At 30.9% G+C, this 19,112-nt stretch carries 15 protein-coding genes; 14 read left to right on the forward strand and 1 reads right to left on the reverse strand.

Features of this window, described 5'->3' with window-relative positions; all coding sequences use genetic code 11:
- Positions 1–13: 13 nt before the first annotated feature.
- The 7 genes from BN1865_RS15505 to lgt all read left to right on the forward strand — a co-directional run bounded on the left by BN1865_RS15505 (position 14) and on the right by lgt (position 9,973).
- Positions 14–382 (forward strand): metal-dependent transcriptional regulator, encoded by a 369-nt coding sequence (locus BN1865_RS15505; protein WP_050638165.1) that lies wholly within the window; start codon positions 14–16, stop codon positions 380–382.
- A 257-nt stretch (positions 383–639) separates the two neighbouring features.
- A complete protein-coding gene (locus tag BN1865_RS15515; protein ID WP_050638167.1) occupies positions 640–2,076 on the forward strand; it encodes a S41 family peptidase in 1,437 nt (478 codons plus the stop codon).
- A gap of 13 nt (positions 2,077–2,089) precedes the next feature.
- On the forward strand, positions 2,090–4,063 hold the full coding sequence (gene uvrB, locus BN1865_RS15520; protein WP_050638168.1) for an excinuclease ABC subunit UvrB: 1,974 nt from the start codon (positions 2,090–2,092) through the stop codon (positions 4,061–4,063).
- Positions 4,063–5,409, forward strand: coding sequence for a CCA tRNA nucleotidyltransferase (locus BN1865_RS15525; RefSeq protein WP_050638169.1), 1,347 nt, complete (start codon positions 4,063–4,065; stop codon positions 5,407–5,409). Before uvrB ends, BN1865_RS15525 begins: the two co-directional genes overlap by 1 nt.
- Entirely contained in the window at positions 5,396–8,221 is a 2,826-nt protein-coding gene (gene uvrA, locus BN1865_RS15530) for an excinuclease ABC subunit UvrA (RefSeq protein ID WP_050638170.1), read from the forward strand. The genes BN1865_RS15525 and uvrA overlap by 14 nt, the downstream gene beginning before the upstream one ends.
- Before the next feature lie 10 nt (positions 8,222–8,231).
- On the forward strand, positions 8,232–9,167 hold the full coding sequence (gene hprK / locus BN1865_RS15535; RefSeq protein ID WP_050638171.1) for an HPr(Ser) kinase/phosphatase: 936 nt from the start codon (positions 8,232–8,234) through the stop codon (positions 9,165–9,167).
- Entirely contained in the window at positions 9,164–9,973 is an 810-nt protein-coding gene (lgt, locus tag BN1865_RS15540; protein WP_050638172.1) for a prolipoprotein diacylglyceryl transferase, read from the forward strand. Before hprK ends, lgt begins: the two co-directional genes overlap by 4 nt.
- Positions 9,974–10,014: 41 nt before the next feature.
- Here lgt and BN1865_RS18115 read toward each other — a convergent pair whose 3' ends face one another.
- On the reverse strand, positions 10,015–11,457 hold the full coding sequence (locus tag BN1865_RS18115) for an ISL3 family transposase (RefSeq protein WP_050636206.1): 1,443 nt from the start codon (positions 11,455–11,457) through the stop codon (positions 10,015–10,017).
- Positions 11,458–11,686: 229 nt separating this feature from the next.
- Here BN1865_RS18115 and BN1865_RS15555 point away from each other — a divergent pair, with 229 nt between their 5' ends.
- From BN1865_RS15555 to BN1865_RS15585, 7 genes are all read left to right on the forward strand, one after another.
- Positions 11,687–12,748, forward strand: coding sequence for a GTP pyrophosphokinase (locus tag BN1865_RS15555; RefSeq protein ID WP_050638173.1), 1,062 nt, complete (start codon positions 11,687–11,689; stop codon positions 12,746–12,748).
- Positions 12,745–13,191 carry a DUF1284 domain-containing protein gene (locus BN1865_RS15560; protein WP_232780419.1) on the forward strand — a complete coding sequence of 149 codons (447 nt, stop codon included), beginning with the start codon at positions 12,745–12,747 and terminating at the stop codon, positions 13,189–13,191. The genes BN1865_RS15555 and BN1865_RS15560 overlap by 4 nt, the downstream gene beginning before the upstream one ends.
- Before the next feature lie 79 nt (positions 13,192–13,270).
- A complete protein-coding gene (locus BN1865_RS15565) occupies positions 13,271–14,158 on the forward strand; it encodes a MerR family transcriptional regulator (protein ID WP_050638175.1) in 888 nt (295 codons plus the stop codon).
- A 70-nt stretch (positions 14,159–14,228) separates the two neighbouring features.
- Positions 14,229–14,915 (forward strand): response regulator transcription factor, encoded by a 687-nt coding sequence (locus BN1865_RS15570; protein WP_050638176.1) that lies wholly within the window; start codon positions 14,229–14,231, stop codon positions 14,913–14,915.
- Positions 14,902–15,882 (forward strand): sensor histidine kinase, encoded by a 981-nt coding sequence (locus BN1865_RS15575; protein ID WP_050638177.1) that lies wholly within the window; start codon positions 14,902–14,904, stop codon positions 15,880–15,882. Before BN1865_RS15570 ends, BN1865_RS15575 begins: the two co-directional genes overlap by 14 nt.
- 45 nt (positions 15,883–15,927) lie before the next feature.
- Positions 15,928–16,608: an ABC transporter ATP-binding protein gene (locus tag BN1865_RS15580; protein ID WP_050638178.1), complete on the forward strand. Its 681-nt coding sequence runs from the start codon at positions 15,928–15,930 to the stop codon at positions 16,606–16,608.
- Entirely contained in the window at positions 16,601–19,036 is a 2,436-nt protein-coding gene (locus BN1865_RS15585; RefSeq protein WP_050638179.1) for an ABC transporter permease, read from the forward strand. Before BN1865_RS15580 ends, BN1865_RS15585 begins: the two co-directional genes overlap by 8 nt.
- The last annotated feature ends 76 nt before the right edge of the window (positions 19,037–19,112 follow it).

The raw sequence follows: 19,112 nt of genomic DNA on the forward strand, positions 1-19,112 counted from the left end.
TGAGGTGACAAAAATGGATTTACATGAATCAGGAGAAATGTATTTAGAAACAATACTCATGTTGAAACATAAAAATCAGTATGTACGTTCAATTGATATTGCACATGAGATGAATTTTTCTAAGCCAAGTGTTTCAAGGGCAATCAAACTGCTTAAAGAATCAAAATTGATTGAAGTAGATAAAAAAGGTTATATTGAATTTACTGATGAGGGTAGAAAAATTGCTGAAAAGGTTTATAATCGTCATACAACATTAACCAATTTCTTTATAAGTTTGGGTGTGAGTGATGCTCAGGCAGAGGATGACGCATGTCGATTAGAACATATTATTAGTGAAGAAAGTTATCAATGCATACAAAATTATTTAACAAAGCAGTCTTAGAGATTGCTTTTGTTGTTTATAAAGAAAAATGTTGCGCATTTATATATAAATATGCAACATTTTGTGATATAATGCTTTTGCTAGACATAAAAATGCATGAAAGAAGTTTTTATGTATTACATTATGGGAAGTTTTCTACATTTACATAAACAGATATATTTTATGAAAATCATACGTGATGATGCTTCGTAATAAATATGACTTGTAGGTTATATTTTCGTGAAATATATGGTAAAATAAGGAAACGAGGTGTAAATATGGATGATTTTAATTTTGAATATGAAAATAAAAAGAAAAGAAAAATGAGGAAAGAACCTCTATATATTATTTTATGCATTATTTGTCTTGTTGTAGGAGGGTTTGGTGGTTATTTTTTACGTGGAAGCGAAAAAAAGGAAACAAACTCAAAAGAATCAATTTATGATCAGATAGCACAAATTATTGCTAATGATTTTGTTGATACAACGGATACACAGTTAACATTGCAAGAACGTTTATTAGGTGGAATGGTTGCAGGATTGGGAGATCCTTATTCTTCTTATATGAATCAACAGCAATCACAAAGTTTGGAAACACAAATTAATGGGACTTTTCAAGGTATTGGAATTACATATACGACCATTGATGGTAATGGTGCATTGGTTTTAGATGTTTATCAAAATACACCAGCAGCACAGGCTGGTCTTTTAGCTGGTGATATGATTACACATGTTGAAGGAACTTCTATTGCTGATTATACATCTGAAAAAATAAAAAATGTGATTCAAGGTGAGAATGGAACAAATGTATCACTAAGAATTCTAAGAGATGGAAAACCAAAAGACATAATAGCAAAACGAGCAAGTGTTGATACTTCAGTTGCTTACCAGATTAGACAATCAAACGAGACGAAGATTGGTTATTTACGAATTACAACATTTGGTGAAGGGATTGCAATCCTTATTGAAGATGCTTTAAAGGATTTTCAAAAAGCAAAAGTAGAGAATATTGTGATTGATTTGCGTGGAAATGGTGGCGGTTATTTACAGGCGGCCCAGAATATTTTAGATTTATTTATTGATGATGGAAAAGTGCTTTTTAGAACTGAGTCAAAACAAGGAAAAGAAGAGGTCTATAAAGCAACAAATCGGGAAAAATATACATTTGAGCATGGCTATATTTTGGTTAATGGAGAGAGTGCAAGTGCTTCAGAAGTTGTTACATCTGCTTTAAAAGAAGTTCTTAAATATCAGGTAGTTGGTGAGACAACATATGGAAAAGGAATTGCACAGTCACAAAAAATATTATCTGATTCTTCTATTTTGAAGTATACGAATGCAAAATGGTTAACTTCACAAGGAGAATGGATTAATGGAGTAGGAATTAAACCTGATTATGAAGTCCATACAATGTCAATGAGTGATTTTAAAGTGAAGAAAGTAGAAAAGACATATCGCTATGATGATGTAGATGAAAGTATTGAATATATGCAGGTCATGCTTAAAGAATTGGGATTTGATGTGGATCGTCAGGATGGTTATTTTTCTAAAAAAACAGAAACAGCATTAAAAGCTTTTGAAAAAGCTTATCAGTTAAAAACAGATGGTCAATATGATAAAAACGATGCATTGATATTACTTAATGCTTTAACATATCATATTTACCAAAAGGTAGAGGATAAATGTTATCAGAAAGTAGAAGAATTAGTAAAGTAAAGGGGTGTTAGAAATGGAGAAGTTTAAACTTGTTTCGCAGTATTCACCAATGGGTGATCAGCCAACGGCTATTAAACAATTGGTTGAAGGTATTCAGGCAGGGAAAAAAGAACAGGTATTATTGGGTGGTACAGGGACAGGTAAGACTTTTACTGTTTCTAATGTGATTGCTCAAGTGAATAAGCCAACTTTGGTTTTAGCCCATAACAAGACTTTAGCAGGACAATTATATTCTGAATTAAAAGAATTTTTTCCTGAAAATAGAGTTGAATATTTTGTTTCAAACTTTGATTTTTATCAGCCAGAAGCATATATTCCTAAAAGTGATGTTTATATTGATAAAAATGCACAAACCAATTATGAGATTGAGATGTTACGTTCTGCTGCAATGAATTCTTTGTTGGAAAGAAGAGATACAATTGTCGTGGCATCTGTAGCTTCTATTTATGGACTGGGAAATCCAGAACAATATAAGGAAATGATTTTTTCTTTACGAGTAGGGCAGGAAATTGATCGTAAAGAATTATTGATTTATTTAGTTGATCGTCAGTATCAAAGAAATGATATTGAGCAATCAAAAGGAACATTTAGAGTTCGTGGAGATGTTATAGAAATTGTGCCAGGACATACAGAAAGTTGGTTAATTCGTATTGAACTTTTTGGTGATGAAGTTGAACGTATCAGTGAAGTTGATCCTTTAACAGGAAAAGTTTTAGGAAGCTATCATACATATACTATTTATCCTGCTTATGGATATGTTACAAAAAGAGAACAGATGTTACATGCATGTGAAACAATTTCAGCTGAACTGAAAGAGCGTTTGCAATATTTTGAGGAGGGTATGAAACCCTTAGAGTATGAACGATTAGATCAGCGTACCCGTCATGATATTGAAATGTTAAGGGAAGTTGGTATGTGTCCAGGAATCGAAAACTATTCTCGACATATTGATGGACGTCAAGCTGGACAAAGACCTTATACATTAATTGATTACTTCCCAAAGGATTTTTTAATGATAGTGGATGAAAGTCACGTGATGTTGCCACAAGTTCGAGGAATGTTTAATGGTGATCGTAGTCGTAAAGAAACACTTGTTGAATATGGATTTCGTCTACCAAGTGCTTTAGATAATAGACCTTTGCGTTTTGAAGAATTTGAGAAAATTATTAATCAGGTCATTTATGTTTCCGCAACACCTGGTGATTATGAATTAGAAAAAACACATGGTGAGTATGCTGAACAGATCATTCGACCAACTGGTCTTTTAGATCCAGTGATTGAAGTTCGTCCATCTAAGAATCAAATAGATGATATTATTAGCGAAATTAATGATCGTATTGAAAAGAATGAAAGAGTTTTAATTACAACTTTAACGAAAAGAATGGCTGAGGATTTGAGTGCATATTTAAAAGAAGTAGGATTAAAGGTTGCTTACTTGCACTCAGATACCAAAACCTTAGAGAGAACAGAAATATTGAGGGATTTAAGATTAGGAAAATATGATGTTTTGGTTGGTATTAATCTTTTAAGAGAAGGGTTAGATTTACCAGAAGTTTCTTTGGTGTGTATTCTTGATGCTGATAAGGAAGGTTTCTTAAGAAGTGAACGTTCTTTAATTCAGACTATTGGACGTGCGGCAAGAAATGCACATGGAAAAGTTATTATGTATGGAGATCATATTACTGATTCGATGCGTAAGGCATTGGATGAAACATCACGCCGTCGAGAAATTCAAGAAGCATATAATAAGGAACATCACATTACACCACAAACAATTCATAAAGAGATAAGAGACTTAATACAAGGTAAAGAAACAGTTGATGAAGCAACATCATTGCTTCAAAAAGGTAAAAAAGCTGATAAGAAAGCAAAGAAGAAATTAATTGATGATCTTGAAAAAGAAATGAAACAGGCTGCTAAGATTCTTGATTTTGAACGTGCTATGGAATTAAGAGATATTATTATGGAATTAAAAGGTGAAAAGTAATGGAATTGAGTATACTTGCTAAGACTGTTTTTGATGATATTATTCAAAATGGTGGATATGTCTATATTGTTGGTGGAAGTGTTCGTGATGATATTTTAGATATTCATGATGAACAGGATATTGATGTTGAAGTCTATCATATGACATGTCAGCAGTTATATGATGTTTTATCACATCATGGACAGGTAAATACCTTTGGTGTATCATTTGCCATTATGCAGCTAAAAGAATTACCAGGATATGATTTTGCATTGCCTCGTAAAGAATTAAAAAACGGAAATAGACATCAGGATTTTGAAATCATGATTGAACCTGATTTACCTATAGAAAAAGCTATTCAACGACGGGATTTAACAATGAATGCGTTAATGTATGATTATCATCAGAAAAAAATTATTGATATGTGTGGAGGTATTTCAGATATTCAAAATAGACTGATTCGTTGTGTTAATCCTGATACATTTAAAGAAGATCCATTAAGAGTATTAAGAATTGCTCAATTTGCTGCGAGATTTCAAATGTCAATTGATTCTCAAACATTTCAATTGTGTCAGGAAATGGTAAAAGAGGGTATGCTAAAACATCTTTCAATTGAGCGTGTTTATCATGAATATTGCAAGATTTTGATGTCGCCTAAACCTTCAATTGGCTTTGAGTTTCTAAGAGATATCAAGGCTTTGCCAATATATCTTGAGGCTTTAACGACAACAGGACAGCGTCTTGATTATCATCCAGAAGGAGATGTTTTTACTCATACTATGCTAGTTTTAGATATAGCGGCACTCAGTAAAGATAAAATAGATGAACCGTTATCTTTTATGTGGTCATGTTTACTACATGATATTGGTAAACCTATAGTAACAACATCGGATGGTCATGCACCTGGTCATAATGAGGCAGGTGTAGACGTATTTAAACAGGTTGATTTGATTACTTCAAAAAAGCAACGACAATATATTTCAACGATGATCATGTATCATATGCATCTTATGAATATGGCGCGAAATCATGGTAGGGATATTTCTTATTTACGATTGCTGAAAAAGATTGAAGGAAAAGTTTCAATGAATGATTTAGTCTATATGAGTTGTTGTGATAAATTAGGTCGAGGCAAAGTTGCACAATCTCAATATGATGCATTTTTAGAGTTTATTAAAGATAAAAGAGAACGATTATCAGATCATGCTCCAGTAGCTTTGGTGAGTGGGTTTGATTTGTTAGAGATTGGATTGACCAATGAAAAGAAGTTTAAAGTTATATTGAATGAAGCTTATGATTTACAACTTCAGGGATTGGATAAAGAGAGAATATTAAGGAGTTTAAAGAAAAAGTATGATAAAAGATAAAATTATTATCAAAGGAGCTAGAGTCAATAATTTAAAGAATATTGATGTTGAAATTCCACGTGATAAACTTGTGATTATGACAGGATTATCTGGAAGTGGTAAAACATCATTAGCTTTTGATACGATTTATGCTGAAGGACAGAGACGTTATGTTGAATCTTTAAGCGCTTATGCGAGACAATTTTTAGGTGGAGTTGAGAAACCTGATGTTGATAGTATCGAGGGATTATCTCCTTCTATAGCGATTGATCAAAAAACAACTTCTAATAACCCACGTTCTACAGTGGGAACAGTGACTGAAATATTTGATTATTTGAGATTGCTTTATGCAAGAGTTGGACATGCTTATTGTCCTGAACATCATGTATTAATTGAATCACAAACGATAAAACAAATGGTCGATACTGTTGATACTTATGAAGATGGGACAAAGTTACAAGTACTAGCAAGAATGTGTAAAAATCAAAAAGGAACTCATAAAGATTTATTAGAGGACTTAATGAAAGATGGTTTTGTTAGAGTTAAAGTTGATGGTGAAACAAAATTATTAGAAGAAGAAATTGTTTTAGATAAAAATAAGAAACATAATATTGATGTTGTAGTTGATAGAATTGTAAAAAAAGAAGGTTATCGTTCACGTTTAGCAGATTCTTTGGAAACCGCTTTGAAATTAACTGGTGGAGAAGCGATTGTTGAAAATTTAAATGAAAAGACAGAAAAATTATTTTCACAACATTTGGCATGTCCACATTGTGGATTTAGTGTTCCAAAACTAGAACCACGATTGTTTTCTTTTAATAATCCGTTAGGAGCTTGTCCGGATTGTAAAGGAATTGGTGTGAAAAATGAAGTTGATGATGATTTATTGATTCCTGATTGGTCTTTAAGTATTAATCAAGGTGGATTACGTTATTTTAAGACATCTGTTGGAACGGATCGTATTGAATGGCAAAGATTTCTTGTTTTATGTCGTGAGTATCATATTGATTTAGATAAACCGCTTAAAGATTTTTCTAAGAAAGAATTGAATATTATTTTAAGAGGATCAGATCGTCCTATTACTTATACAATTCAATCAAGTTCAGGAAATGTTTCTAAAACGACAAAATATATTGAAGGTGTCAAAACCCTTATTGAAAGAAGATATGAAGAAACAACATCAGCATGGTCAAAGGAATGGTACGCTTCTTTTATGGCTGAACATACATGTCCAACTTGTCAGGGAAGACGTTTAAATGATCAGGTTTTAAGTGTTCAAGTTGGTGGATTGAATATTAGTGAGTTTACAGATATGTCAATTGAAAAAGCTCTTGTTTTTATTCAGGAATTAAAATTAAATGAGACTGAAACAAATATTGCAAGATTAATTATTAAGGAAATTAAGGATCGTTTAACTTTTTTGAATGATGTTGGATTAGGCTATTTAACACTTTCAAGAAGAGCTGGGGGATTATCTGGTGGAGAAGCACAACGTATCCGTTTGGCAACACAGATTGGTTCACGTTTAACAGGTGTCCTTTATGTTTTAGATGAACCATCAATTGGTTTACATCAGCGAGATAATGAAAAATTAATTAAAACACTATGTAATATGCGAGATCTAGGTAATAGCGTGATTGTAGTAGAACATGATGAAGATACTATGCGTGCATCTGATTATATCATTGATATTGGACCAGGAGCGGGAGTTCATGGTGGTGAAGTTATTGCGACTGGTACTCCAGAAGAAATTATGCATAATCCTCATTCGATCACTGGAAAATATTTATCTGGTGAATATCAGATTCCTGTTCCTAAAAAGCGTCGTAAAGGAAATGGTTTATTTATAGAAATTAAAGGTGCACAAGAAAATAATCTTAAAAATATTAATGTGAAATTTCCATTAGGTAAATTTGTTTGTGTGACGGGGGTTTCAGGTAGTGGAAAGTCAACGTTGGTGAATGAAATTCTATGTAAGGCAGTTCGTTCAAAACTTTATCATTCAAAAGAGAAACCAGGAAAACACAAGGATATACTTGGTTTGGATAATGTAGATAAGGTTATTGAAGTTTCACAAGATCCAATTGGGAGAACACCACGTTCGAATCCTGTCACATATACTGGTGTATTTGATGATATTCGTGACCTATTTGCCAAAACACCAGAAGCCAAAATGAGAGGTTATGATAAAGGACGTTTTTCATTTAATGTAAAAGGTGGACGTTGTGAAGCGTGTCAGGGAGATGGTGTAAAACGTATAAGTATGCATTTCTTACCTGATGTTTATGTACCATGTGAAGAATGTGGTGGTAAACGTTATAATGAAGAGACTTTACAAGTTACATATAAAGATAAGACAATTTATGATGTTTTGGAAATGACAATAGAGGATTCATTGGAATTTTTTGATAATTTACCTCGTATTCGTTCTAAACTACAGACAATTCATGATGTAGGATTAGGATATGTGAAATTAGGACAAAGTGCAACAACACTTTCTGGCGGAGAAGCTCAGCGTGTAAAACTAGCGAGTGAACTTCAAAAGAGAGCTACTGGAAAGACTGTTTATATTCTTGATGAGCCAACAACTGGATTGCATAGTCATGATGTCGCACGTTTAATTGAAGTCTTAAATCGTATTGTTGATCAGGGAGATACTGTCATTGTGATTGAACATAATTTAGATGTGATTAAAGTTGCTGATCATATTATCGATTTAGGATTGGAAGGTGGCGACAATGGTGGTACAATTGTAGTATCAGGTACGCCTGAAAAAGTTGCTAAAAACGAAGAAAGTCACACAGGACGTTTTCTTAAGAAAGTGTTAGAGTAGGAGGAATTATATGGGTAAATCAGTCAAATTGAAAGATTTATTAAAATCACCGAGTTATGTTCAAGTTTCAGGTGACGAAAGATCACTTGAAAGAGAGATTTTCGTAGCTGAAATGAATCGACCAGGTTTTGAATTAGCAGGATTTTTTAAACATACTGATTTTCGAAGAATTATTCTTTTTGGAGAAAAAGAAATTGCATTTGTTCGTGAAATGAGTAAAGAAGCGCAACTGGCTTGTTTTTCTAAATTGGCTAATGATGAAACACCATGCATTATTATTGCAAAAGGATATGAATGTCCTGAGATATTGAAAAATATTGCATCAAAGCGTAATTTTCCAATTTTTGAAACAAAGCAGGCAACAGGACGTGTTTCTATTGATCTTACAGGGACTTTGGATGAAGCATTAGCTGCTGAAACTTTAATTCATGGTGTGTTCTTGAATATCTATGGAAAAGGTGTTGTGATTCGAGGAGATAGTGGAATTGGTAAGTCTGAAATTGCTTTAGAGTTGATAAAAAGAGGACATTTGTTAATTGCTGATGATGCTATTGAACTTTATCATATTGGACAGGGAATTGTAGGCAGAGCACCAGAGGTTTTAAGGAATTTATTAGAAATAAGAGGAATTGGTGTTATTGATGTTTCAAAGATGTTTGGAGTTGCATCCATTTTACCAAAAGATAATGTTGATTTGATTATTCAGTTAGATAGATGGTTACCATCTCGTGAATATACAAGAATTGGTGTTGAAGAAGATGATGTTACTGAAGAAATTTTGACAGTACAAATCCCTAAAATTGTTGTCCCAGTAACGGGTGGAAGAAGCATGTCAGCTATCATTGAAGCGGCTGTTATGAATATGCAATTGAAAGATTCTGGTTTTGATTCAAGTAAAGAATTTGTAAATCGTATTCTTGATAACATTAAGAGTAAATCATCATGATATTTTTTGAAGATTTTTCTACATTTATATCTATAGGTCCTTTCCATATTCAATGGTATGCGATTGTGATTTTATGTGGAGCATGTTTTGCATATTTTTTAGGACAGTATCGATTTAAACAGTTAGGGTATGATAAAGAAATCTTATCAGATTATTTCTTTGCATTATTATTTATTGGTATTATTGGGGCGAGAATTTGGTATGTCATTTTCACATACAATGAGATGTATGCTGCTAATCCAATGGAAATTTTTGCTATTTGGCATGGCGGATTAGCGATTCAAGGTGGGATCTTTACAGGATTGATTTATAGTTATTTCTTCTTTAAAAAAAGGAATATTCCTTTCTTGGTTGCAGGTGATGCGATTATGCCTGGAGTTTTGATTGCGCAAGCTTGTGGGAGATGGGGGAATTTCTTTAATCATGAAGCTTTTGGTGGTGAAGTCAGTTTGAATTTCCTTCAATCTTTACATTTACCACAATTTATCATTGACAATATGTATATTGGAGGTGCTTATCATCATCCAACTTTCTTATATGAATCAGTTGGAAATTTGATTGCCTTTTTATTGATTATCTTTGTCATAAGAAGATTTCAAAAACATATTGGTATTCAATTCTTTAGTTATTTTGTGTTATATGGTGTTGTTAGATTTTTTGTAGAAGGATTAAGAACGGATAGTTTGATGTTTGGACCCATCCGAATGGCTCAGCTAATATCTATTGTCTTTTTAGTTGTTGGAATCATTGGTATTGTTTATGTTCATTTAAAAGGACAAAAGGTTGATGAATTTCAAGTGGAGTAGAGAAATCGGCTCTGTGTCAAGAGTGGAGGATAAAGGAATAACTATTGAAAAATAGGGATTCCTTTTTTTCTGTCTTTATAAGTAAAAGTATAACTATATCCAAGATGTAAAAATATGCGTTTTCTTAAATTGTAGAAATATCTGAAACCATATGCATTCCTTTTGACAAGTTTGATTTTATTATTCATTCCTTCAATGAATCCATTATTAAAGCTCGTTCTATATGATCTGTTTCTTCTTTTGTATATGGTTGTATAGGATAATGAACATAAAAGAGGAATAAACCATCTCTTTCTAAAGTTTTTAGCAGTTATCTGATAATAACTATTTTGAGTATCAAAGATATAATCAAGCCATCTGTTTAATTCTTTTTTGTAGTCATTATGTTTTTCATGTATAAGTTTCAATAGATTCTGATAAATTTCATAGTTATCAAGCATTTCTAAAATGACAAGAGAATCGAACATAGTATTATCATCACAGTCTTTATCATTTCTTCTTTCACTAAGATCATAAAGATAATCAATATAGGAAGCACAGGTAAAGTATCTTTTCAGATGAAAATCATACCATGTCTTTTCATTATCCAGATCTTTTCTGAATTTATAGAATAATCGAAGCTGTCTTTTGATAGATTTAGCTAATGGCTGATAGTGAAGAGAAGAACAGGCATCGAGTCTTGACTGGATAAAATTCTGACCAGCAAGTCTGACGTAATGAAACCTGTCACATATAATCTGGGCATGAGGGAAAAGAGAATGCATAATACAGTAAAAAGGACCAGAAAGATCCATAATGATAAACTTAACCTTCTTTCTTTCAGAGAAGGGAAACCTAAGGAAATAGTTTTTCAGGAAGGAAGCTTTTCTATCTTCGATAATATCAAGAGTTTTACCAGTGATAGGATTGACTATATTAAAAGCATAAGTTCCCTTATCGCTGGTAGCCTTAAATTCATCAATAGAGATAACAGAGGAAAGATGATAGAATCTATCAGGAATATGGATATTTTCACTGAAGATGCGATACATAGTATTTTTACCAAGGCCATGCATTCTGGAGATGGAAGCCATAGAATGATTTTCATTCAATTCAAAAAGAGCGGACTGAACATTAGGAATAGTAGCCTTTCTATTGTAAAACTGAAAAGGAATATCTTCAACGAAATAGGAAGAACAGTCATGACAAATATATCTGTGATAGGAAACCACAAGAACGACAGGGAGAGAGCCAAAGGAGAAATGCTTAAGATTGATAGATCTTGTTCCTTTAGATATGTGATGATTATATGAACCGCAGTGAGGACAGACAAGAGGAGAGACTTGAGATTTAAGATGGATGAATAAAGTGAGAACACCGTTAGAATCAGGAACTTTTTTAAGACATGAAGAAGAATCATCAAAGGGAGCAGGAATAAAAAGATGAGAAAAATGATTAATTTGTAGAATTTCAAGAATAAGATTGATATAATCAGAAGTGGACATAATATATAACCTCCAAAGAATTTTAGTTAGCACATAAATTTTACAGTAAGGTTATAGTTATGTCTATTTTTATATAAAAAATAAAACTGAAAGATTTATTTAAATCCTCCAGTTAAATTATAGAGCCGAGAAATCTACTCTTTTTTGTACATCGATAAAAATAAGAATTTGAATAATGTTCATGAATATTTCATATAGAATGTTTATAATAAGAACATGAGGTGATAACATGCATAATTCTGCTAAAAGAATTATCAAGCAATATCATGATAATCAAGATATATATAGATCTTTAAAACATGATATAGATGATATTTTTACACGTATAATTGAAACAAATCATTTTCGTATTTCTAATATGGCTATTCGCATTAAAACAGAAGATGCATTGATGAAAAAAATTACTTATAAGAATAAGTATCAAGACATTCAAGAAATTACAGATGTTGTAGCTTGTCGTATTATTACATTGTTTGAAAATGATGTGGATCGTATTTATGAATGTGTAAAAGATAACTTTGAAGTGATTGAATATAATGATAAAAGAAAGAAAAATTATGATGACCGCATTGATTTTGGTTATAACTCTTTACATCTATTGATTAAATTTAATGATGAAAGATGTCAGTTAATTGAATATTCAGCTTATAAGGATATTATTTTTGAATTGCAAATTCGAACAACATTACAGCATTCGTGGGCTGAAATTGAACATGGATTAGGATATAAATCACAATATGAAATTCCTAAAGATATACGTAGACGATTAACCAGATTATCAGCATCACTTGAATTATTGGATGAAGAGTTTGTACAGATTGCAAAAGAAGTGGATGAGTATAATAAAGGGATCGTTCATATTGAAAAAGTATTAAAAACGGATATTAATGTGAATTCTTTAATTCAGTATGTAAATACATCGCCACGCATTAATGGTATTTTAGAAAGGTTACATAGTGAATTTCAATTTAAGTTTGAAAGAGATTCTGAATTGATTTCACAATCACGTCTCATTCAAAGATTTCATTATATGGGTTATACTTATATTAATGAATTAGATGATTTTGTTGAAAATCATATGAAAGAAATTGAATGGTTATCAAGAGAAAGAGTGGAGAATTTTAAAGATAATCAATTGATTAATATTTATAATGTTTTGGTATGGATTTCTCTTGTGATGCTTGCTAATGAAGGATCGGCTGATCCTGAAGATATTTTCACAAGAGAAAGCATAGAACATTTACAAAACCTTAAAAAGGAACTTGTTAAAGAAGGGGGATTAAGCAATTGAAAATAAAACCGCATCATTTCATTGATATTATTAAATTATATGGTTCTGGATTAGAAGTTTTTGTTCCTGATGAAAAGATGAATCATGATTTTTACAGAGTTGCAAACGAATTAATTCGTTGCCCTCAAACATTATTAACATTGACAATTGAGGCAGATGATATTTGTCAACCATGTTACCAATGTATCAATGGTGTCTGTCAAGATATGATTATTAATACAAATATAAAAAAAGATGATTATAATAAATTCTTAGATCAAAAAATAATCGAACAATTGGATTTAAGATGTGATTATTCTTATCAAGCTGATGAACTATGTGAAATCATTTATCAGCATAAAGAAATTATTTTTGATGTTTGGCAACAAGAAGAACCTGCAAAACGTCAACAACGTTTTGATCTATTTGTAAAAGGTGCTATGAAATATTTAAAGAAAGGATAATTTATTCTTTCTTTTTTGATACAATTGATTGACTATGTCCTTAGGTGATAGTCTATACTGATTTTGGGGGTGAAAGAAAATGAAGATACAAGAAGTTTGTGATTTGTTACATTTAACGAAAAAAGCGATATATTATTATGAAAAACAAGGTCTTTTGTCTATCTCAAAAGATAAAAATGGATATCGGATTTTTGATGAGTTTGATATTGAAAGATTACATGAGATTTCATTATATCGAAAATTAAATATCGAAATACATGAAATTAAGCGTCTTATCCAAGCTGATGATAAAGAAAAAATTGATATCTTAAATACAATATATCATCATAAAAAGACTGAACATGAATTACAGAAGAAGGAACTTGAATATTTTAAAAAAATGATTGATCAAGATGTTTCTTTGAGTATTTTAGATGAACAGATTGATTATCAGAATATTGCTAAGGCTATACAAGAACAAGTTCCCGGTTTATATGGACAATTATTTATACAGCATTTCTTACCTTATTTACAAGGTTCAATTCAAAATGACAAACAGGCGAAAGCCTATCAAACAATTATTAACTTTTGGGATCATACAGAATTAAAATTACCATTGGGGATTCGCTTCGTTGCTTGGCTTAATCGAAATAAAGAAACTTCAATGATAGAAGCTTTTCATCAGAGTGAAAAGATGAAAGAGGACTTTTTAAATGATGAAGATGCTTATGAAAAAGCAAAGCAGTTAATGGAAACATATTATCTTAAGTCACAACATATTTTATTTAAAATCATTCAGTATCAGCAAAGACAATTGAAAATACAATTACAAAAGGTTGGATATAATGATATCTTTTTACCAGCGATGTGTGAATTATCACCAGAATATCATGAATATTCTCAGAAATGGCAGAAGTTAAATACAAAACTTATGCAGGATTTAGGTATGTATTATGATCATAAAATGAGGTTATGTAGGAAAGAGTGATGAATTCATTCTTTTTCTTTTGTCATTAAATTGTCATCATTATATAATATGATTAGAGATGGTGATAAATATGAAGAAAATTTTATTAGTAGAAGATGATTTTGCCTTAGCAAAGTCATTAAAAGTTGCATTAGAAATGAAACAATATCAAATTGAAATCGCTGACTGTTATGAAATTGCAGTCAGAATGTTTCAGCATATGACATTTGATATACTTATATTAGATATTCAATTACCTGATGGTGATGGTATTGAGCTTTGTCAGTATATACGCAAACAATCACAATTACCAATTTTATTTTTAACCGCTAATGATAATGAAGATATGTTAATCAAGGGATTAAATAGTGGTGGTGATGATTATATGACAAAGCCTTTTCGTATTAAAGAACTCTATGCAAGGCTGCAGGCACTTTTAAGACGTACTCAATCTTGGCAGGAGAAAATTCTTGTAGGCGATTTACAAATTGATTTGGAACGTAGAGAAGTTTTTATGAATAAGCAGGAAATTCATCTATCCGCTATAGATTTTGATATATTAAAAATGCTGATGGTTCATAAAAACCAAGTATTAACACGTCAGCAGCTATTAGAAGCGATTGATCAAGAAAATGATTTTGTAGAAGATAATACACTCTCAGTCCATGTGAAAAGACTTCGTGATAAATTAGGAACATATCATGGACATTCATATATAGAAACAGTGAGAGGAATTGGTTATAGATTAAATAAAGAGGTATTATATGAAGACGAATAATAGAGAGTTTATCAAATTGAAATATATGACGATTATCATTTTGCTTTTATTTATTGTTGTTTATATAGTTGGTCTTTCAAGAGATATCATGTTTATTTCTGGCATTTTTTTGATTGGAAGTCTTTACTTTGTTTTTTATCAGACAGTTAGCCATTTGTATCATGAAATGCGAGAAGTGATTGCATATGCATCTGATGACCAACAAGCTATCATCAAAGATGGAGATTTAGGATTACTGTATGATGAAATGGTGCGTCTAAAAAAGAGAACATCAGCTTATGAAGATGTTATTCAGCAAGAAAAGAATACACTTCGACAAACAATTGAAGATATTTGTCATCAGTTAAAAACACCTCTTACAAGTATATCTATATATAATGATCTTTTGTTAGAAGGAGAAATTCAAGAAAACTATTTTATTGAAATTCATCAGCAACTTGAAAAAATGAAATACTTGATTAGCAGTCTTTTAACATTAGCAAAATTACAAAGCAGTCAAATTGAATTTGAATTTGAATATCAATCTATCCAAGAAGTCATTCAATTATCCTTACAGTCTTTACAATCTTTAATTGAAAAAACACATACTGATATACATATTGAAAATATCCAAACCTGTTTTTATTATGATGAAAGTTGGCTTCAAGAAGCCTTATCAAATATATTGAAAAATTCTTTAGAACATCATTGTACACATATCGATATTACATTTCAGGAACATCAACAGTATTTAAAAGTGTTTATTTATAATGATGGTGAACCCATTCATGAAAAAGATCTGCCACATATTTTTGAGAGATTTTATCATACGCAAAAACAACAAGGCGTTGGGATTGGATTAGCTCTATCAAAAGAAATTATAGAAAAACATCATGGCAGTATTCAGGCTTATAATGATAATGATGGTGTTGTATTTGAAATTCTTTTTCCACGATATCAGGTAAATAACAAATTAAAACTGTCATGAAAATGTAAGAATGACTATTCATAATAAAGATAGGAGGTGGAAAACATGGAAACAGTTGTTAAAATGCATCAAGTGAGTAAAGTGTATGGGGAAAATGAGGCTGCTGTACATGCTTTAAAGAATGTTGATTTAGAGATTGAACAGGGAACTTTTGTGACTATCATTGGGAAAAGTGGCTCTGGAAAATCAACTTTGCTACATGTTATGGGAGGATTGGAAAAACCTGATGGTGGAAAGGTTGTCATTCAGGATATCTCATTATATGACTTAAAAGACGATGAATTGACCATTTTAAGAAGAAGGCAAATAGGTTTTGTTTTTCAATTCTTTAATCTAATACCAAGTCAAAATGTCTATGAGAATATCATTTTGCCAATGCGTTTAGATGGAAGAAAAGAAGATCCTGAGTATGTTGAAGATATTATTCAGATGCTAGGATTAGAAGATAAGAAGCTTTCTTATATTGATGAACTTTCTGGAGGACAGCAACAAAGAGTTGCTATTGCACGTGCTTTAGCATCTAAACCAACTATTATTTTATTAGATGAGCCAACAGGGAATTTAGATTCACAAAATAGTGAAGAAGTCATGGATCTTTTGAAAATTTCACAACGTAAGTATAATCAAACAATTGTTATGGTTACACATGATGCTATGATGGCTAATAAGGCTGATCGAGTCATTACAATTGAGGATGGTCAAATTGTAGGTGATCAACATGTTTAAACATAATTATTTACAAAAACTTGCTTTTGATAATATTCGTAAACAAAAAAAGTTTTATAAATTTATTTTTATTTCTTTAGTGATGGTCTTTGTTTTATCAACAGTCATTTCAATTCTTTTTGCATCATATGAAGACATCGGATATCGCGAAAGATATCAAAGATATGGAATATGGAGTGTTGTTGTTAAAAATTCTAATGATACAGTTATTCAGCAGTTAAAAGCTGATGATATAGATGTAGGATATGTTTATGATTTAGGAGATGTTCGTTATCAGGGACAAAAAGTAGGCGCAATGTCATCTTTAGATCATACTGCTCAAAAACTTGCAAAGTTAAATCTGATAGATGGAAGAATGCCGGTTCAGCAAGATGAAATTATTCTAGAAGAAGACCAATTTATGAATCTGGGGATTCCTCAAAAAATCAATCAGACCTTAGAACTGACAACTCTCCATCAAGACCAAGAATTGACAAAAGAATATAAAATTGTAGGGATTGTTAGTAATTATACACAGATTTATACAACTACATTGGGGAATATCATAACTACCCAAATAACATCACCTCAGTATGATGCTTTACTTTATTCTCAAGATAATTTAAATCTATGGAATAAGATTGTTGATAAAGAATTAGAAACAGAAGTGCAATTGAATATAAAGACTTACAACTATTATTTAAATTTAAATCATCACTATGATGAAGGAGACTATACAAAAATATTAAGAAGATTGATTGTTTTTATCGGATTTGTAGGTGTGTTAGGAACAATGGTCTCTGCAATGGCAAAAAGGACTGAGAATTTCACATTGATGAGAGCTATTGGAGCAACCTCTAAGCAAATTCAAAAAATGGTTGTTTATGAAGGGATTATCTTAATTTTTATCGCATTATTAGTAGGTTTAAGTATTGGTATTCTTTTGAGTGTCATTGTTTTGTATACTTATCATCAATTGATGAATGCACCGTTTATATTTATGATCAATAAAACTTTTTATATTCAATTTTCACTAAGTTTATTGACGTCAATAATAGGTATATTCATTCCATCCTTTCAAGCTTATTTTGTTCCATTAAGTGGGAAGATTCAGCAAAAAGTAAAAAAACATCGGGTCAGAAATATACGAAAAAACAATATCTTATCGTTATCTTTTAAAGAATTTACAAATCATAAAATGGTATCTTTTCTTTTGGTTGCGATTATATTTATTGGTATTATGATAGGTGATTTGATGAGTCTTTCAGTTGAATCATATAAAGATACAAATCGTTCTATGAATGAAGAAGATGATTTTGATTATATTTTGGAGAACAATTCAGCAGAATTTTCACAAACTGAACTTAATAACTTATCACATCTTAGTGGTGTTGAGTCTCAAATTATACATAGTCAGGAAATCTATGCAACATGGCCAGGAATTGAGAATGAAAAAAGCATGATTTCTCATCGGAAATTAAATGATTCTTTATTATTGAATGATGACTCTCCTTTATATCAGAGAATGTCTATTTATTATTATGAAAATGAAAATATGGTGAAAGAAGTTTTGAATAACAATGGCATTATAGGACGTTTTCCTGAAAATGATAATGAGATTTTAATTGTTAAACCTTGCATTCAAGTACATGAAGGCGGTTATGGAACTTCTCTTGAACATTCTCAATGTCAGAATAGTGTTCAGGATGAAGATCTTAAAGTAGGCAATACGCTTTCTATTTCTTATATTGATGAGCATAATAGAGAGAGAGGTAAAACAATTAATACAGAGTTTAAAATTGTTGGAGTGATTGAATTTGATAATGTTATACGAAAAGAAGAAAGGCTTTTTGATTATTCATTTACAGCTATCACCAATGCTTCAACATATCAAAAGTATTTTGAAAATCAAAAACAGTTATGTTATTTTGATATTGATGATCAATCTGCTATGTTTCCATTGAAAAAAGAATTATTTGAAATGAAGAAAAAATATCCAGATAGTTATTATCAAGATACATATACTGAATTACAATTACAACATATTCAGAATGTTGAGATGATTTTAAAAGATTGTTCATTTTTCTTTATATTCTTAACAGGAACAATGGTTTTAACATATTTACAAAGAAAAATAAAAGTTCTATCTTTAAAATCTGAAATAGGACTTTATAGAGCAATTGGAATGACAAAAAAACAACTTTATTTTATCCATTTGTTTTATGGAATCATTATTTATCTTTTGGCAGTTATACTTTATTTATCATTCTATATATCCAATTTAGCAATGGCTAATTTAAATTATGATGAAATCATTAGTACTGTTTTTTCACCAATAAATAGTATGGTTCTCGTTGCATTAGGAATATGTTTTATTGCAACTATATATTTTCCAATTCATAGTCAATTAAAAGAGAATCTTCTTTCTTCAATATCAAAAGATTCATAAAAATAAAAAAGGAATTATTCATATCAGTGAACTTATCAATGAAATGAATATTCCTTTTTAACGTTTAAGCCTAAAT

The sequence above is a fragment of the Candidatus Stoquefichus sp. SB1 genome, from assembly GCF_001244545.1.
In the GTDB taxonomy this organism is placed as follows: domain Bacteria; phylum Bacillota_I; class Bacilli_A; order Erysipelotrichales; family Coprobacillaceae; genus Stoquefichus.

Bases quoted from the DNA above. Each gene is read 5' to 3' on its own strand.
- BN1865_RS15505 (WP_050638165.1), top strand. From the start codon at position 14: ATGGATTTACATGAATCAGGAGAAATGTATTTAGAAACAATACTCATG.
- BN1865_RS15515 (WP_050638167.1), top strand. From the start codon at position 640: ATGGATGATTTTAATTTTGAATATGAAAATAAAAAGAAAAGAAAAATG.
- uvrB (WP_050638168.1), top strand. From the start codon at position 2,090: ATGGAGAAGTTTAAACTTGTTTCGCAGTATTCACCAATGGGTGATCAG.
- BN1865_RS15525 (WP_050638169.1), top strand. From the start codon at position 4,063: ATGGAATTGAGTATACTTGCTAAGACTGTTTTTGATGATATTATTCAA.
- uvrA (WP_050638170.1), top strand. From the start codon at position 5,396: ATGATAAAAGATAAAATTATTATCAAAGGAGCTAGAGTCAATAATTTA.
- hprK (WP_050638171.1), top strand. From the start codon at position 8,232: ATGGGTAAATCAGTCAAATTGAAAGATTTATTAAAATCACCGAGTTAT.
- lgt (WP_050638172.1), top strand. From the start codon at position 9,164: ATGATATTTTTTGAAGATTTTTCTACATTTATATCTATAGGTCCTTTC.
- BN1865_RS18115 (WP_050636206.1), bottom strand. From the start codon at position 11,457: ATGTCCACTTCTGATTATATCAATCTTATTCTTGAAATTCTACAAATT.
- BN1865_RS15555 (WP_050638173.1), top strand. From the start codon at position 11,687: ATGCATAATTCTGCTAAAAGAATTATCAAGCAATATCATGATAATCAA.
- BN1865_RS15565 (WP_050638175.1), top strand. From the start codon at position 13,271: ATGAAGATACAAGAAGTTTGTGATTTGTTACATTTAACGAAAAAAGCG.
- BN1865_RS15570 (WP_050638176.1), top strand. From the start codon at position 14,229: ATGAAGAAAATTTTATTAGTAGAAGATGATTTTGCCTTAGCAAAGTCA.
- BN1865_RS15575 (WP_050638177.1), top strand. From the start codon at position 14,902: ATGAAGACGAATAATAGAGAGTTTATCAAATTGAAATATATGACGATT.
- BN1865_RS15580 (WP_050638178.1), top strand. From the start codon at position 15,928: ATGGAAACAGTTGTTAAAATGCATCAAGTGAGTAAAGTGTATGGGGAA.
- BN1865_RS15585 (WP_050638179.1), top strand. From the start codon at position 16,601: ATGTTTAAACATAATTATTTACAAAAACTTGCTTTTGATAATATTCGT.